This is a genomic window from Jeotgalibacillus marinus (assembly GCF_040801915.1).
GTDB classification, from domain to species: Bacteria; Bacillota; Bacilli; order Bacillales; family Jeotgalibacillaceae; genus Jeotgalibacillus; species Jeotgalibacillus marinus.
The window spans coordinates 14,057-31,532 of record NZ_JBFMIA010000024.1 but is presented as its reverse complement, the minus strand read 5'-3'; the positions used below and the strand labels follow the sequence as shown (position 1 = coordinate 31,532).

Genomic DNA, 17,476 nt, shown 5'->3' with positions numbered 1-17,476 from the left:
ACAACAAGTTTTTGTCCGATAAAATTACCAGCTTGAATGGCTTCGTTCCAAGGAATACCAATGGCAAAAGCAAGTGGTGCAAAAACATAACCAAGGAGTAACTCAAGCGAAAGGTTTTCAAATCCGAAAATGCCACCGATTCCACCTAAAAGTCCATTAAGCAGGGCAATCAATGCGATAAACGCAATCAACATAGCTCCTACATTTAAAGCGATTTGTAGACCTGTACTGGCACCTTTTGCTGCTGCATCAACCACGTTTGCTGCTTCGGTGTCTGCAGCCATTTCAAAATCTTTTGGGTCTGGACTATCATCTGTTTCGGGAACAAATATTTTCGCCATAATAAGACCTGCAGGAGCGGCCATAAAACTTGCAGCTAAAAGGTAGTCTAGCGGGATTCCAATAGCAGCATAACCCACTAAAAGAGCACTGGAAACGGAGGCTAAACCACCAGTCATAACAGCAAAAAGCTGTGAATTTGACATGTTTGAAATGTAAGGCTTGATGACAAGGGGGGCTTCTATTGGTCCGACAAAGATATTGGCTGCAGCAGACATTGATTCTGCTTTTCTCGTCCCAAGAAGCCGAGCTAGACCTCCACCAAGTACTTTGATTACAAGCTGCATAATTTTTAAGTAATATAATACAGAAATCAAAGAGGAGAAGAAGATAGTAACCGTAAGGGCGTTAATGGCAAAGACAAACCCACCTTCTGCTTGATAACCAAATCCGCCAAGAACGAAATTGATACCTTCGTTTGCATAAGAGATGATGTTATTGACAGCATACGTCATTTTTTCTAGCACATTGCGTCCTATTGTTGTTTGTAGCACAACAAAAGCAAACGTTAATTGAACGGCTAGGCCGACAACCACAGGTCTCCACCTAATGTTCCGTTTATTATTTGAAAAGGCAAAGGCAATGGTCAATAATATGGCAATGCCCGCTAGCCCCCATAAAATGTCTAACATAATGTACATCTCATCTCCAGTCTATTTAGTCGGGTACGTGTCAAAAGACTTGCCCCATTCTACAGTGCAAATGTGCTCGTTTCAATAATTGTCACAAAAATGACAAATAAAAGTCAGATGTCTGACGACAAAGGGAGGGTAAATAAGAAATAGCTTTAGGATTCAACAAAGGACCGCAAAGCATTTATTCACGAAAACAAGAAAGAAGAATCAGTGCGTGTCGTCATTCCATCATTATCATGGTCAACGTATTTTTTTATATGATGAATACGGAGAAGAACATGTAGAAAACAGGATCTCTTCATTAAGACATCGCTTTGGAGAAAATGAGGCAAGGAGACTTTCCAAAAGGATATGTGACCAAGAAGTGTTCCTAGAGTCCGGCGACATAATCATTGTTGCAGGTAAAGGCATGAAGAGTATTGAATCATCGAACATACAACACATAGCGACTGTGAACTAGCGTTAATTGGTTCAAGGTTTTAACACTAAAAGGAGCTATCGCTAAAAATGAGGTAGCATACGATTAAAAAAATATTCCTGCAATCGCTGCAGAAAGCATAGATGCAAGAGCCCCGGCAAGCACTGCTCGCATACCGAGGCGTGCTACATCAGGACGACGCTTTGGTGAAAGGTTACCTAATCCACCAAGTAAAATTGCCAGTGATGAAAAGTTTGCAAAACCACATAATGCAAATGTAATGACGGCAACTGTTTTATCAGACAGCTGATCGATCGTTGGCGCAAAGTTTGCATAGGCAACAAATTCATTTACAACAAGTTTTTGTCCGATAAAATTACCAGCTTGAATTGCTTCGTTCCAAGGGATACCAATAGCAAAAGCCAGCGGTGCAAAAAGATAACCAAGGAGTAACTCAATAGAAAGGTTTCCAAATCCAAACATTCCACCGATTCCGCCTAAAAGCCCATTAAGCAGGGCAATCAACGCAATAAATGCAATCAACATTGCCCCTACATTTAAAGCGATTTGTAGACCTGTACTGGCACCTTTTGCTGCTGCATCAACAACGTTTGCTGCATCGTTGTCTGATTCCATTGCAAAATCGTGTGGGTCTGAACGATCATCTGTTTCGGGAACAAATATTTTCGCCATCACAAGACCTGCAGGAGCGGCCATAAAGCTTGCAGCCAGAAGATACTCTAACGGGATTCCAAGTGCAGCATATCCCACTAAAACAGCACCGGAAACGGAAGCTAAACCACCAGTCATAACAGCAAAAAGCTCTGAATTTGTCATGTTTGAAATGTAAGGCTTGACGACAAGGGGTGCTTCTATAGGTCCGACAAAGATATTTGCTGCAGCAGACATTGATTCTGCTTTTCTCGTCCCAAGAAGCCAAGATAAACCTCCACCAAGCACTTTGATTACGAGCTGCATAATTTTTAAGTAATATAATACAGAAATCAAAGAGGAGAAGAAAATAATAATCGTAAGGACGTCAATGGCAAATACCATTCCACCTTCTGCTTGATAACCAAATCCTCCAAGAACGAAATTGATTCCTTCGTTTGCATAAGAGATGATGTTATCGACAACATACGTCAATGTTTCCAGAACATTGCGTCCGATTGTTGTTTGTAGCACAAGAAAAGCAAACGTTAATTGGATGGCAAGACCGACGAACACAGGTCTCCACCTGATGTTCCGTTTATTATTTGAAAAGGCAAAGGCAATGAGCAATAGTATGAAAATTCCTGCTAGCCCCCATAAAACGTTTAACATAGTGTACATCTCCAATCTTATTTAAGTACGGTGCTTGTCAAAAGGCTTGCCCCATTCTACAATGCAAATGCAGGTGTTTAATAATTGTCAAAAACGTGCGTCAATCAAATGTCTGACGACTGGGGAGGATAAATATGAAAATAAGAAATAGCTTTGGACTCAACGAAGAACGCAAAGTATTTATTCACGAAAACAAGAAAGAAGAATCAGTTCTTGTCGCCATTCCATCATTATCATGGTCAACGTATTTTTCATATGATGAATACGGAGAACAACTTGTAGAAGACATGATCTCTTCATTAAAACAGCGCACTGAAGAAAATGAGGCAACGGAACTTGCTCAAAGAATAAATCAATGGACAAGAGAGATGTAACAAAGAGTGTTGATAAGAATAGTTTTCGCAAATGAAAAGCTCCTATTCATAAAATGAGGAGCTTTTCATTCTGTTATGTGTTCACTTGTTCAAGTGTTATAAGAAGCAGGCATTTAGAACAATTTACATGTCCAATTCACGAATTGGTGATTGCATTCCTTAGGATGAAGGACTATCATTTAATGATAAAAGTTTATAGAACGCGAGGGTATACAAGATGAAAACATTAAAGCAAGAAGTATCGTCTAGGCGAACATTTGCGATTATTTCTCACCCGGATGCCGGGAAAACGACATTAACTGAACAACTGCTGTTATTCGGTGGAGCGATTCGTGCAGCGGGCACGGTTAAAGGTAAAAAAACAGGAAAATATGCAACTTCTGATTGGATGGAAATTGAAAAACAACGTGGAATTTCTGTTACGTCTTCTGTCATGCAATTTGATTACGACAATAAACGAGTAAACATATTAGATACACCTGGTCACCAAGATTTCAGTGAAGACACGTATCGTACACTAATGGCAGTAGATAGTGCTGTCATGATTATCGATGCTGCAAAAGGGATTGAGGCACAAACACTTAAGTTATTTAAAGTATGTAAAATGCGTGGGATTCCGATTTTTACATTTGTAAATAAGTTAGATCGTCAAGGAAGAGAACCTCTTGAAATCATGGCAGAGCTAGAAGAAGTACTCGGCATTGAATCGTATGCAATGAACTGGCCAATTGGTATGGGAAAAGAATTTCTCGGTATTTATGACCGTCATCATAAGCGCATTGAACAGTTTCGTGTAGAAGATACAGAACGATTCCTACCATTAAATGGAGATGGAGAACTTGAAGGCGATTATGCTATTAAGCAATCAGGTCTTTACGATCAAGCTCTTGAAGATGTGATGTTACTTGAAGAAGCAGGGAACGAATTTACTTCTGAACGATTAGCAAAAGGGGAAATTACACCTGTTTTCTTTGGCAGTGCACTTACTAATTTTGGTGTACAAACGTTTTTAGAAACCTATCTTCAATTTGCTCCTGCACCTCAACCAAGAAGTGCGGACATCGGAGAAATTGATCCAATGGCTGAAGAATTTTCAGGGTTTGTGTTTAAAATTCAAGCGAATATGAATCCAGCTCATCGCGATCGAATTGCTTTTTTGCGTATTTGCTCTGGTAAATTTGAGCGAGGAATGTCTGTTCAACTAACAAGAACGGGTAAAACAGTGAAGTTGTCATCATCTACATCGTTTTTAGCTGATGATCGCAACACGGTTGATGTGGCGGTAAGTGGGGACATTATAGGGATTTATGATACAGGGAATTATCAAATTGGCGATACGATTACTGCAAGCAAGAAAAGCTTCCAATTCGAAAAGTTACCTCAATTTACACCTGAATTATTTATGCGTGTAACTGCAAAGAATGTCATGAAACAAAAACATTTCCATAAAGGTATCAATCAACTTGTACAAGAAGGTGCGATTCAACTTTATAAAACAATGCGCACAGAAGATGTCATTTTAGGTGCGGTTGGTCAACTTCAGTTCGAAGTATTCGAACATAGAATGAAAAATGAGTACAATGTTGACGTCATGATGGAAAACGTCGGATCAAAAATTGCACGATGGATTGAGAATGAAAGTGATGTGAAGGATTCTATGTCATCGAGCAGAAGTATGCTTGTGAAAGATCGTCATGGTCGCTTAGTGTTCTTATTTGAAAATGATTTCGCCATGCGATGGTTCTCTGACAAGCACCCAGAAATAAAACTTTATAGCCTATTATAATTTGTAAAACCACTGAGAGTTGTAACGATCAGTGGTTTTTTTGATCTTTTTTTATTGTGTGAAATGAAATGCATGAAATAAAGCTTATTTCTTAAGTGGGAAAGGGTTGACGGATGCTGTTAATATGTTATTATATATTAAGTTACTTTAATGCGTAGAAGCGTTTAAGTAGGATAGTATATTGCGAAGATCCGGCAGACCCCATGTAGATCATTAAACGACAGCAAGGAGAGACTAAGCGGAAGGTGAAAGCTTAGGCGTTTATGGATTGAATTACACTGCGCATATGGATGTACGATACATGAAAGTGAACTACAATGTAGTTAATCAGGGTGGTACCGCGGAGGATTTCTTCGTCCCTATTTAGGGATGAAGAGATTCTTTTTTGTGTATAAGTGGAGGGTAGATTATTTATCCATTCATCCAGCGCTCTGATCATTGCCGTACTTTGCCAAGTACTCAAAATACTAACAAATGAAGGTCGCCTTATTTTTGTCGGATTTAACGAACAGCTTTTATAACTATCTTAGGGAAGAGGTTTTTAGTAATGATTGAAAAAAACAATTCAAAATTTACACCTACTACTGCTCAAGCGTTCCTATTAGTAGGTGCAATTGTAAGTGCTATTAGCTTTAGTATGATTAAGCTTGAAACGGTTCCACATATTCCGCTGATTGTTGGTATTTTAATATTGATTAGTTTTGGATGGGTGAATAAAGTCTCGTTCAAGGATTTACAAGACGGAATGACAAGCGGTGCATCATCTGGATTAGGGGCAATCTTTTTATTTTTCTTTATTGGGATGCTAATTAGTGCTTTTTTATTGTCCGGTACGATTCCAACGATCATGCATGTTGGACTGCTCATGGCTGACTGGCCATTTTATTTTTCAGTAGTATTTTTAGTAACCGCATTAATTGGAATGAGTATCGGTAGCTCACTTACGACTGCTGCTACTCTTGGTGTGGCATTTATCGGTATATCAACATCACTTGATTTATCTCTTCCGATTACCGCAGGAGCAATTGTGTCTGGTGCATTCTTTGGCGATAAAATGTCACCTTTATCGGATACAACCAATTTATCGTCTACAGTTGTTGAAGTGGATTTATTTGAACACATCAAAAACATGGCTTGGACTACCGTACCAGCGTTTCTCCTATCGATCATAGGGTTTGCTATATTGTCACCAGGATTGGATAGCAGTTTATCGATAGAGGCAATCGTCTCCCTTCGTTCCAATCTGATGGGTACAGGGTTAGTGCACTGGTATTCCCTTCTGCCATTAGTCGTATTGCTTGTGTTGTCGGTGAAAAAAGTACCAGCATTGCCTGCGCTTGCGATTACACTAGTCGTTAGCATTGGTTTATCCTATTTTCATACTATTACCTCGCTTGAGGATGTTTCATCGATTTTATTTGGTGGATACGAATCATCAACAGGTATTGAGGAAATCGATTCGCTGTTAACAAGAGGTGGCATCAATTCGATGATGTTTACTGTTTCTCTTGTTATTTTAGCTTTAAGTTTGGGTGGATTATTATTTAAGCTTGGTATTATTCAAACCATTTTAGGAACGATGCAAAGAGGGTTGAAAAAATCTTCTACTGCACTGACATCGGCTGCTTTGTCTGCGATTGGAATCAATGCAATGGTTGGTGAACAATACTTATCTATTTTACTTACAGGAGAATCATTTAAACGTCCAATTGATGAGCTTAATTTAAAGAGAAAAAATCTATCAAGGGTGCTTGAAGATGCTGGAACTGTTATCAATCCCTTGGTACCATGGGGCGTGTGTGGGGTATTTTTGACGAGTGTTTTAGGTGTACAGACACTTGATTATTTACCTTTTGCATTCTTTTGTATAGTGAGTCCATTATTAACTATAATCTATAGTTTTACTGGATGGACGATCTCGTATAACGAAAAATAATAATTAGCCCCCTTGATGAATTTGATTGAGGGGGCTAATTCTGATCATCTTGTGAACGCGGGTGTTAAATGTTGAAAATCGACACCGTAGTCAGTATAGTAAAAAGATATAGTATTTTAAGTTGGACAATGTTTTTATCCAGCGGAGGGAGCGTTTCGGTTGAGATTAAGTAGTTTTTCAGTAAGAAGACCTGTGTTCACGATTATTACCATGCTTTTAGTTATTTTATTAGGGACGATTTCTTTAACAAAAATCCCGATAAAATTGATTCCAGATATAAACCCTCCAGTAGCTGTGGTCGTTACTTCTTACCCAGGTGCAAGTCCGACAGAGGTATTAGAAAAAGTAACAAAGCCGATTGAATCACAATTAGCTTTATTACCTGGCTTGAAAAATGTTCAATCATCATCAGTAGAAGGCTCAAACCTTGTGTTTTTAGAGTTCTCTTTTGCAACAGATATTGATAAGGCGGAACAGGATATCCAGCGAGCGATTCAGCAAGTGCAAGTTCCTGATGATGCCAATGATCCACGTGTATTAAGATTTGATCCTTCACAATTTCCGGTTATCCAGCTAAGTTTACGTTCATCTGACGAAACAACAGATATTCGGACGCTAGCAGAAGAACTAGAGCTTGAATTAACTCGTACTGAAGGTGTTGCGAGTGTTGATGTATCCAACTCATTAGCAGAAGAAGTTCGAATTTTGCTCGATCAACAACAACTCGAGGAATTCGGATTAACTCAAAGTGATGTGTTAAATGCCATTCAAGCAAATAACATTTCTTTTCCTGGAGATACGGTTGAAACAGAGGGCAAAAATTTAACGACTCGTATTTTAAGTACACTAACCTCAGTAGAGGATATTGAGAACCTAGTGATTACAGTAAACCCAGTGGATGGAGAAGAAGTTCTCGTTAGCGATTTAGCGGAAGTCACGTTAGGTGAGCCCGATCAAAATGTGATCACCCGTGCGAATGAGGAACAAGCTGTTTTAATTAGTGTACTTCAGGAATCTGATGCAAACACAGCAGATGTTTCAACTGCTTTTAAAGAACAACTTGATCAATTATTAGCTGAAGATCGTTATGAGTCGATCACAGCGGATGTTCTTTTTGACCAAGGAGACTATATTCAGTTAGCTATTGGGAATATTGGAAATTCTCTGATCATCGGTGGTTTGTTTGCCATGATCGTGTTGTTTTTGTTTTTACGAAATGTGAAAAGTCCGATTATCATTGGTGTTGCGATCCCATATTCTGTGATCGTTACGTTTGTTCTGATGTTTTTCTCAGACTTTTCGTTGAATATCTTTACACTAGGAGCATTAGCTCTAGGAATCGGAATGCTTGTCGATAATGCGATCGTCGTTTTAGAAAATATATTTAGGCATTTGTCGATGAAAAAGGAACCAAAAGAAGCGGCAAAAGATGGAGCTAAAGAAGTTGCTGGTGCAATTACAGCATCTACGTTAACAACCGTAGCTGTATTTATTCCAGTTGTCTTTATTGAAGGATTGATCGGTGATTTGTTTACTGAGTTCGCCATGACTATTTCATTTAGTTTATTTGCATCGCTGATCGTCGCACTTACCGTCATACCGATGCTGGCTAGCCGCATGCTTAAAGAGCCACCAAAAAACTTTGAATCAGAACGTAAACAATCGAATTTTGTTAAAGGCTTTGAACGAACAATTAAATGGTCTTTACGAAAAAGATGGGCACCACTTTTACTAGTATTTATACTTCTTGTTGGTGGTGGAGCTGGTTTAACTACAGTTGGTACTCAGTTTTTACCCGCGACGGATGAAGGTTTCTTCAGCATTCGCGTATCATTGGAGAATGGTACATCTCTTGAAGAAACTGAAAAAGTTGTTACTGCTATTGAAGAAAAGTTAAAAGATGAAGATGTAATCGATGTTTATGTGAGCCAAATTGGTACCTCACAACAGGGCTCATTTACTGGATCAACTGATGGGAGCACTGCAGACATTTCAGTTAAAATGATTCCACTTGGTGATCGTGAACAATCTGTATTTGACTTTATTGAAGATATCTCACCACAAATTGAAGAAGCGGCCCTAAATGTCAATGATACTGCTGAAGTATCAGCAAATGTACAAACGGCTACTGGAACGGCACCTCAAACGTTATCATTTTCAGTTCGTGACACAGACGCGGGACGACTAGAATCAGCTGTGGAAGACATTCAATCGTCGTTGCTTGAACTTGATGATGTAACAGAGGTTGAAACAGATTTAGAAGATACGGTGGAAGAAGTTCAGTTAACGATTGATCGAGAAAGTGCTGGAGAATACGGCTTTGTTCCAGCTCAAATCGCACAATCGGTTAACAATGTGACAAGAGGTGCTTTTGCTACTCAAATTATTTCTGAAGACTCACAAGTTTATAGTGTTTTTGTTCAGTATGAAGAAGACATTGCAAGTACTTTAGAAGGTTTGAAAACACTTTCTTTACGAGCGCCAAGTGGGCAGTTTGTTGAACTTGAGGAACTTGCTTCCATTGAAGTGTCAGAAGGACCTGTATCGATTCAGCGAATTGATCAGCAAGCAGCAGTCGGTTTTACTGCGACTTACACTGCTGAAACGAATTTAGGAACAATTTCTGCTGAAGTAGATGACGCAATCGCTGAACTAGATTTAGCAGAAGAAACCGAAATCGTGTTTGGTGGAGATCGAGAGCTTTTAGAGGATTCAATGAATGACATGCTTTTAGCCGTCCTCTTAGCGATTGTTCTCGTATACTTTGTTATGGCCGCGCAGTTTGAGTCGTTTAAGTACCCATTCGTTATTATGTTCACGGTGCCACTGATGGTCATTGGAATGGCGATTGCGTTAATTGTAACGCAAACACCTATCAGTGTAACGGCGATCATTGGATTACTCGTGTTATCTGGAATTGTTGTTAACAATGGGATTGTCCTAGTGGATTATATTAATCAACGCAAGCAAGATGGTTTAGCTAGTTATGAAGCGATTGTTACATCTGTGATAGACAGGGCTCGACCGATTCTAATGACTGCTTTAACGACGATCCTTGCGTTACTACCACTCGCATTAGGAATTGGTGAAGGAACGGAAATTAACCAACCGATGGGTATTACCGTTATTGGAGGATTGATCAGCTCGACTTTCTTAACACTTTATATCGTGCCGATTATCTATAGCTTTATAGATCCAGCAACAAGAAAAATGAACAGTAAGAAAGCAAAGAAAGACATACCAGAAGAAACAAATTAACATTAAAGCAAAACGGACTGAACCAATGTGGTTTTAGTCCGTTTTGTTTTTAATCAGCATTCTCTAAAGCTCTTTTTGTATAATGAAAGGGAAGGGGTGATGGAATGAAAAGAGGTTATTTTGTAACAGGGTTTCCTGGGTTTATTAGTGAACAGTTAATCCGTTTATGGATGACAGAAGGAGAAACTAAGAGAATTTATGTCCTTGTATTGCCTTCAATGGTGACAAAAGCAAATGAACTTGTCGAGCATATGATGCAAGACTGCACGAATGAAACAACGATACATATCATTGAAGGGGATATTACAAAAGAACATTTAGGACTTCCTGATCCGATCAGAGTACATTTAAAAGATAAACTTCATTTTGTTTGGCATCTTGCTGCTATCTATGACTTGGCAGTACCAAAATCAATTGCTTTCAAAGTTAATGTAAAAGGAACATATCACCTGAACGAGTGGGTCAAGTCTTTAAAGAATGTACAAAGATATGTATACTTTAGTACCGCCTATGTGGCGGGAAAAAGAGAAGGACAGATTAAAGCGGATGAATTACTAAGACCTGTTGCTTTTCACAACCATTACGAAGAAACGAAATACGAGGCAGAAGTGTTGGTAAATGAATTGAAAAAGATTGTACCGGTTACGATCATTCGACCAGCTATTGTAAAAGGTAGTGCTTCAAGCGGTGCCACGAATAAGTTTGACGGGTCTTACTACCTAATGAATATGATCGAGCGGCTAAAGAATCTTCCAATCATCCCATATATCGGTAGAAGTGCCTCGAAGCTCAATGTTGTTCCTGTTGACTATGTAGTTAGAGCATCCAATTGGTTAAGTCATATTGATGCAGGTGTTGGGAAAACGTATCACGTAACAGATCCAAATCCATACCCTGCAAGGGAAATATTTCGATTTGTTTTGATCGCTCTAACCGGGAAAAAACCAGCTGGGAAGATTTCGAGAAGTGTGGTGGACAAGATACTAACCATTCGAGTGACACGTCAATTTTTAAAGGTAGAAAGAGAAGCTTTAGACTATTTATTCTGGATGGGAAATTTTGACCAAAGCGAAACAGAACAAGATCTGCTTGGCTCGAACATCGTTTGTCCTGATTTCCTAGAGGGATTACATCCGATGATTGCATTTTATGAAGAAAACAAGAATAATAAGCAGTATCATTCGCAAATTGACTAATGCGTTGCAATCAAAACCTTTTTACAATTGTCTCTTGAGTGGTATAATAAAATGAAATTAAATATACTTTGACATTTCAGTCAAGGGGGAGTAGCTATAGTCATTGATTGTAAATGACTAATTATTGGTCGTCATTACGTGAACATCTCGTTCATCGGCCTTAGTGGCATACATTTGATGCTTAGCAAGACCTTTGCCTTTATTAGGCAGAGGTCTTTTTTGTTTTTTTGCATATTGACCCTATTCTCTTGGCGACAATGATTTAAAGGAGGAAAATGAAATGGATGCAGCATTATTATTAGAATACGGATGGGTATTACTCATTCTAGTTGGTTTAGAAGGGATTCTAGCCGCAGATAACGCGGTTGTTATGGCAGTTATGGTAAAACATTTACCTCCTGAACAAAGGAAGAAAGCTCTTTTTTATGGTTTATTTGGAGCATTAATCATCCGTTTTGCAGCACTGTTTTTAATTGCTGTATTAATCGATGTTTGGCAAGTTCAAGCTTTAGGGGCTCTTTACTTATTTTATATTTCGATTAGTCATATTGTAAAACAGGTTCGCTCAAGAAAAGATAAGTTAACAGATATTGAAGAGGCTGAAAAGGAAGTGAAAGGATCAGGCTTCTGGATGACTGTATTAAAAGTTGAGATTGCGGATGTCGCCTTTGCGATTGATTCCATGCTAGCGGCTGTTGCATTAGCTATAACGTTGCCAGCAGTAGGGGCATTCCAAATTGGTGGGATCGACGGAGCTCAATTTATCGTCATCTTTATCGGTGGCTTGATTGGTATAGTCATCATGCGATTCGCAGCTCACGGGTTTGTTCGTTTATTAGGCAGATACCCACTTCTTGAAACCATTGCCTTTTTAATTGTTGGGTGGGTAGGAGTTAAGCTTGCTGTGTTAACATTAGGACACCCAAATCTTCAAATTATTGATGAGCACTTCCCTCATTCAACAACGTGGAAGTTAATTTTCTGGAGCGTTCTAGTGATAATGGCAGTAGGAGGGTACTTCTTTGCTAAAAAGCGTGGCAACCAAGGAAATGAAAGTCATACTCTATAACAAGGGGAAAAAGCCACCGATAGTAATTCGGTGGCTTTTCATGTGAGGCGAGGCAGGCAATCATACGTTTGGGGAGTTGGGTGGCCATCATAAAAAGTTATATGAAGGAGTTTACTTCATGTATTCCATGGGTAAATGAGAAAATTTCAGCAGTAAATTTGAAAATCTGATTTATTTTAATATAAGAATCGGCTAAGCTATGTATAGACCGTTTTTGAAAGGATCAATGATATGTGGAGTACTATAAAAGAAAAATTACGAACCCTAAAACCTGCTCGATTGATTGTCATGTACTATTTCATTGCCATAACCCTCTCATTTATATTATTGAGATTACCCGGTGTACATATTGATGGTCAATATATTAATTTAATTGATTCATTATTTACTGCTGTTAGTGCAGTAAGTGTAACGGGTTTAACTGTCATCAATGTTTCTGAAACATATACCACGTTCGGTATTGTCATGATGATGTTAATTTTACAACTCGGTGGAATTGGGATTATGTCGCTTGGAACTTTTATATGGTTATTAGTCGGAAAACGAATCGGGTTACGTGAGAGACAACTGATTATGACTGACCATAATCAATACAATTTATCTGGTGTAGTGAAATTGATTATTGAGATCATTAAAATTTTATTACTCATCGAAGCCGTAGGTGCCTTACTTCTTGCTGTTTATTTTACACAGTTTTACGAAACATGGGGAGAAGCGCTACTTCACGGCGTATTTGCATCTGTATCTGCTACAACAAATGGAGGCTTTGATATTACTGGGCAGTCGTTACTGCCATATGCAAACGATTATTTCGTTCAAACGGTAAATATATTTTTAATTGTATTGGGCGCGATCGGCTTCCCTGTCTTAATTGAATTAAAGCAATTTTTATCGAATAAAAATGGTGCATTTCGTTTTTCATTGTTTACAAAAATCACGACGATTATGTATGGAATACTTCTAGCACTTGGTACTTTATTAATTTTTATTGTGGAATTCAATAAAAGGTTTGAAGGAATGAGTTGGCATGAAGCGTTCTTTTACTCCCTTTTTCAATCCACCTCGACTCGTTCGGGTGGGCTTGTTACGATTGATGTAAGTACGTTCACGGAGCCAACCCAGTTAGTTTTAAGCATATTGATGTTTATAGGGGCATCACCAAGTTCTGTAGGTGGAGGAATTCGAACAACAACGCTAGCAATTGCTATGCTTTTTTTAATCAATTTTTCTCGCGGAAGACATCAAATTCAAGTATTTGGACGTGAGATTCATCTAATTGATGTGTATCGCTCTTATGCTGTTATTATTTTAGCGATAATGATGTCTATGTTATCCATCATGATGATTATGGTCCTTGAGTCACATAGCTTAATTGCTGTGATTTTTGAAGTTACATCTGCATTCGGAACTTCTGGCATGTCAATGGGTATAACTCCAGACTTATCGACGCCAAGTAAGCTCATCATTATGATGCTTATGTTCATAGGTCGTGTCGGGCTCATTTCCTTCCTGTTTATGATTGGTGGCAATAACCAAAAAGCAAAATATCATTATCCGAAAGAAAGAGTTATTATCGGGTAAAGCAACAACGATAGCTGTGATTTGCGTTAAAGGTAGAACATCTCACTTAGGAGAAACCCACGCGGACTTCAAACGAAACTCATTTTCCACGAAGTAGATTTAGTAAAATATAAACAAAAGCGATGGGACATTTTCATCTCCCATCGCTTTTGTTATGCGGTAAATATTAATAGTGTTGGCCATCCATTTTTAGGGGAGAGTATGCCATGATGGATGCTCTTTGCTAATGGAAATAACAAGAATCAAAAGAGCATGACAAAGAACGATTATACCGTTCTTAATAATGAATGATTTATGAGAATAGAGTTTCTTTCCTGAACAATAAGTGTTAATATTAATATAGAACAAAAGTGAGAACAATCGGATTTTTTAAAATATACTATTTTCGTTTTGATCTAATTTTTTTATCCGACTCGTATTTATTTCAATTAGTGGTTGTGTTTGGTAGTAACCTAGTTTGTTGAAAGAATAATTGTTAGCACAAGTGATGCAAACATAATGAGAATTAAAGATACATACGGAATAACCATGAAATAGGTATACGTAAAGTGTGTTTTCCCTCATTTGGTGTAGACGCTATGCTTAACTAGTGCAGTGAAGAAGAATGAAGCCATTAACCTCATACTGAGTGTTTAGATAACAGCATGAAAGAATGTTAGAAAAAATCTGGTGAAAGACTCTTTTTTTTATCACTACTTTTCTTTTAAAAAAGGTTTAACTACGGAAGTTGAGGGATTACTTTGCAAAAATACGAATGTTTACAAGAAGATTGGTCAATAAAAGAAGAACTGCAACACACGGTTATAGAGGAAGTTTCCTTTCAAGTATTGATGAATATGAATGAGGGTGTTATCCTTTTTAACCAAACAGGAAAAATTCTGCTGTACAATTCAGCAGCGAACAAATTGTTACAAATCGATACAACTGATTATATTATTGAGAATGTGGAAGATATTTCACCTAATGACACATTGCGCGTATTCAAAGAGCAAAAGATGTCATTAGGTACAGAAAAAAAGTTAACTGAAGAATTTACGTTTCATAATCGTGAAGGAAATCTATTGTCTTGTAAGTGTGACCTCATTTTATTAGAAAACAATTCAATTTGTCTTATGATCATTCGTGACACCAAAAGAATTCCAACTCTATTACCAATAAGCTATAAGGGTGTATTTGAGAACGCTTCCCATGGATTAGTCTTGTCTGATCGCAATGGCAAAGTACTTGATTTGAATAGAGTGGCTTGTTCAATTTTTGAAATGCCAAAAATAAAAGCGCTTGAAGAGATTAGTATGTATGATTTTTTAAAAGAGAATTATAATGGATTCCAGAAAGAACAAAATCGCGAGAAGTATGTTGGTCATATCTTGTCATTTACCACTAAATTACGAGATCAACACTATGAAGTACATAAGATCACAGAGATCGTAAAAGGTGTTGATATGACAGTTATAACAGATATAACGGAAATGGTGAACGAGATCAATAAAAATGATACATTAAAAGTTGTAGGGCAACTAGCGGCAGGGATCGCTCATGAAATTCGTAATCCTATGACAGCACTAAAAGGTTTTATTCAGCTGCTCCAATCTAGTATAAAGTAAGACCATAGCATGTATTTTGGTGTTATTATGTCTGAACTACAGCGTATTGAAACGATAATGACTGAATTTTTAATGCTGGCAAAACCAAAAATAAGTAGTTATGAATTTGTTAGTCTGCCATCTGTACTAAATGAAACAGTAGAACTAATGCAACCGCAAGCGACCCTTTGTGATATCAAGTTATCGGTCAAATTAGCCGATAAGGGTTCCGTTGTTTATGGTGATAAAAATCGTTTGAAACAAGTATTTATCAATATGTTGAAAAATGCTATTGAAGCTACGACAGGTGGAGGAGAAGTTACCTTATCCTACAATGAAGGTAATGGTATCCAGCATATTGCGATTCAAGATACGGGTTGTGGAATTTCACAAGATCGATTAGAGCGCTTAAATCAACCTTTTTATACAACCAAAGAAAATGGAACTGGACTGGGACTAGTTGTTACCTATAAAATTATTGAAGAACACGATGGGAAAATTGAAGTTGAAAGTGAACTAGGGGAAGGTACGGTATTTAATTTATATTTCCCCGCAAGAGAGGCTGAGGATGTTGATTCAACGAATAATGGAAACGCCGATTGGAACTTTACGAATTGAAGTAAAAAATGATCAGCTTGTTAAAATCGAATTTTTAAAATCATTTTTACATATCGAACACGAGGACCATCCTTTACTAGATAAAACTGAATTACAACTCACTGAATATTTTGTAGGAAATCGGCAACAATTTACCTTACCACTTAGTTTTGAAGGTACATTGTTTCAGCAAGAAGTTTGGACAGCGCTACAAACCATCCCTTATGGTGAAAGCTGCTCATACCAAGCTCTTGCACAAAAAATCCAGCGAGATAAAGCTGTACGAGCCGTGGGGCAAGCCAACCGACGTAATCCGTTGCCAATCGTTATCCCATGTCACCGTGTTGTTGGAAAAAATGGATCAATGACAGGGTATGCAGGGACACAAATTGATAAAAAGAAGTTTTTATTATCTCTTGAAAAAACACATTGTTCACATGTTTAATCAGATGAAAACCTTAATGAAAGAAGACGTATTGTCTTGCCTTCATTAAGGTTTTTTCTTTTCGATTAAACTCTGGAGCCAATCCTTTTTCTTTGAAAGGATTGGCTTCAGAGTGCTTTTATGAATAATACGTCGGTTTTCTATCGTCAAATACTGGAATCTTCGACCGAATATTTTTTACGCGATCAATATCGATTGAAGCAGTTACCATTTCCTCATTAAGTGATCCTTGCGAAATGATTTCTCCCCAAGGGTCTATTATTAACGAGTTTCCACCGAAAGCATTATTTGGATCTGAGCCTACGCGGTTACAAGCGATTACAAAGGACTGATTTTCAATAGCACGTGCACGCAGCAGTGTAATCCAATGGTCAATACGAGCTTCAGGCCATTCTGCGACCACAACAATCGCTTCGGCTCCATCTAAAACAGGTTTTCTTATCCATTCAGGAAAACGAATATCATAGCAAATGAATCCTCCGAATTGAACACCTTCTAGCCTAAATGATGGTGAGTCAGTTCCTGCAGATAAATATAAATGTTCATCCATCAATTTAAACAAATGAAGTTTGCTGTATTGGTGGATGAGCACTCCTGAACGATTTACTACAAATAAAGTATTATACACACCATCCTCTTTTTGATTGGCAACGGAACCTCCAATAATGTTGACATTATATTCTTTCGCTAGGTCTTGAATAAATGATATCGAATGTCTAGCATCTTTCTCGCTTATCTCATCTAATCTTGTTAAATCATATCCTGTTGTCCAAAGCTCAGGTAGTACGATAAAATCATATTCATCGCGCACAAAATTTTCTAAATGAGTTTTGACCTTTTGTCGATTTTTCTCAGGTTGACCAAAAATAATATCCATTTGGAGTAACCCTATTTTCATATCTTTATAACCCCCTAATTTTTAATGCTTTACAACCG

The 17,476-nt window shown here is 37.9% G+C and carries 14 protein-coding genes; 11 read left to right on the top strand and 3 right to left on the bottom strand.

The window, feature by feature from the left end:
• The coding region (locus AB1471_RS15335; protein ID WP_367780639.1) for a NupC/NupG family nucleoside CNT transporter at nucleotides 1-971 on the bottom strand (971 nt) is incomplete at its 3' end.
• A 217-nt stretch (nucleotides 972-1,188) separates the two neighbouring features.
• On the opposite strand from AB1471_RS15335, the gene AB1471_RS15330 reads away from it, so the two are divergent.
• Nucleotides 1,189-1,434, top strand: coding sequence for a hypothetical protein (locus AB1471_RS15330; protein ID WP_367780638.1), 246 nt, complete (start codon nucleotides 1,189-1,191; stop codon nucleotides 1,432-1,434).
• A 63-nt stretch (nucleotides 1,435-1,497) separates the two neighbouring features.
• On the opposite strand, the gene AB1471_RS15325 is transcribed toward AB1471_RS15330, so the two are convergent.
• Entirely contained in the window at nucleotides 1,498-2,715 is a 1,218-nt protein-coding gene (locus tag AB1471_RS15325; protein WP_367780637.1) for a NupC/NupG family nucleoside CNT transporter, read from the bottom strand.
• Between the two features lie 134 nt (nucleotides 2,716-2,849).
• Between AB1471_RS15325 and AB1471_RS15320 the strand changes: the two genes are divergently transcribed.
• From AB1471_RS15320 to AB1471_RS15275, 10 genes are all read left to right on the top strand, one after another.
• Nucleotides 2,850-3,089, top strand: a complete 240-nt coding sequence (locus tag AB1471_RS15320) for a YueH family protein (RefSeq protein ID WP_367780636.1) — start codon at nucleotides 2,850-2,852, stop codon at nucleotides 3,087-3,089.
• A 217-nt stretch (nucleotides 3,090-3,306) separates the two neighbouring features.
• A complete protein-coding gene (locus tag AB1471_RS15315) occupies nucleotides 3,307-4,875 on the top strand; it encodes a peptide chain release factor 3 (RefSeq protein WP_367780635.1) in 1,569 nt (522 codons plus the stop codon).
• Nucleotides 4,876-5,422: 547 nt separating this feature from the next.
• Nucleotides 5,423-6,811 (top strand): Na+/H+ antiporter NhaC, encoded by a 1,389-nt coding sequence (gene nhaC, locus AB1471_RS15310; protein ID WP_367780634.1) that lies wholly within the window; start codon nucleotides 5,423-5,425, stop codon nucleotides 6,809-6,811.
• Between the two features lie 159 nt (nucleotides 6,812-6,970).
• Nucleotides 6,971-10,069 (top strand): efflux RND transporter permease subunit, encoded by a 3,099-nt coding sequence (locus tag AB1471_RS15305; RefSeq protein WP_367780633.1) that lies wholly within the window; start codon nucleotides 6,971-6,973, stop codon nucleotides 10,067-10,069.
• A 104-nt stretch (nucleotides 10,070-10,173) separates the two neighbouring features.
• Nucleotides 10,174-11,265, top strand: coding sequence for an SDR family oxidoreductase (locus AB1471_RS15300; RefSeq protein WP_367780632.1), 1,092 nt, complete (start codon nucleotides 10,174-10,176; stop codon nucleotides 11,263-11,265).
• Nucleotides 11,266-11,545: 280 nt separating this feature from the next.
• The gene (locus AB1471_RS15295) at nucleotides 11,546-12,334 is read left to right on the top strand and encodes a TerC family protein (RefSeq protein ID WP_367780631.1); all 789 of its coding nucleotides are present in this window, start codon (nucleotides 11,546-11,548) and stop codon (nucleotides 12,332-12,334) included.
• Between the two features lie 231 nt (nucleotides 12,335-12,565).
• Nucleotides 12,566-13,915 (top strand): TrkH family potassium uptake protein, encoded by a 1,350-nt coding sequence (locus AB1471_RS15290; protein WP_367780630.1) that lies wholly within the window; start codon nucleotides 12,566-12,568, stop codon nucleotides 13,913-13,915.
• 740 nt (nucleotides 13,916-14,655) lie between these two features.
• Nucleotides 14,656-15,519 (top strand): PAS domain-containing protein, encoded by an 864-nt coding sequence (locus AB1471_RS15285; protein WP_367780629.1) that lies wholly within the window; start codon nucleotides 14,656-14,658, stop codon nucleotides 15,517-15,519.
• A gap of 27 nt (nucleotides 15,520-15,546) precedes the next feature.
• Complete coding sequence (locus tag AB1471_RS15280) at nucleotides 15,547-16,116, top strand: ATP-binding protein (RefSeq protein WP_367780628.1); 570 nt, start codon at nucleotides 15,547-15,549, stop codon at nucleotides 16,114-16,116.
• Nucleotides 16,067-16,540 carry a methylated-DNA--[protein]-cysteine S-methyltransferase gene (locus tag AB1471_RS15275; RefSeq protein WP_367780627.1) on the top strand — a complete coding sequence of 158 codons (474 nt, stop codon included), beginning with the start codon at nucleotides 16,067-16,069 and terminating at the stop codon, nucleotides 16,538-16,540. Before AB1471_RS15280 ends, AB1471_RS15275 begins: the two co-directional genes overlap by 50 nt.
• Before the next feature lie 118 nt (nucleotides 16,541-16,658).
• On the opposite strand, the gene AB1471_RS15270 is transcribed toward AB1471_RS15275, so the two are convergent.
• Nucleotides 16,659-17,438, bottom strand: a complete 780-nt coding sequence (locus AB1471_RS15270) for a carbon-nitrogen family hydrolase (protein ID WP_367780626.1) — start codon at nucleotides 17,436-17,438, stop codon at nucleotides 16,659-16,661.
• Between the last annotated feature and the right edge of the window lie 38 nt (nucleotides 17,439-17,476).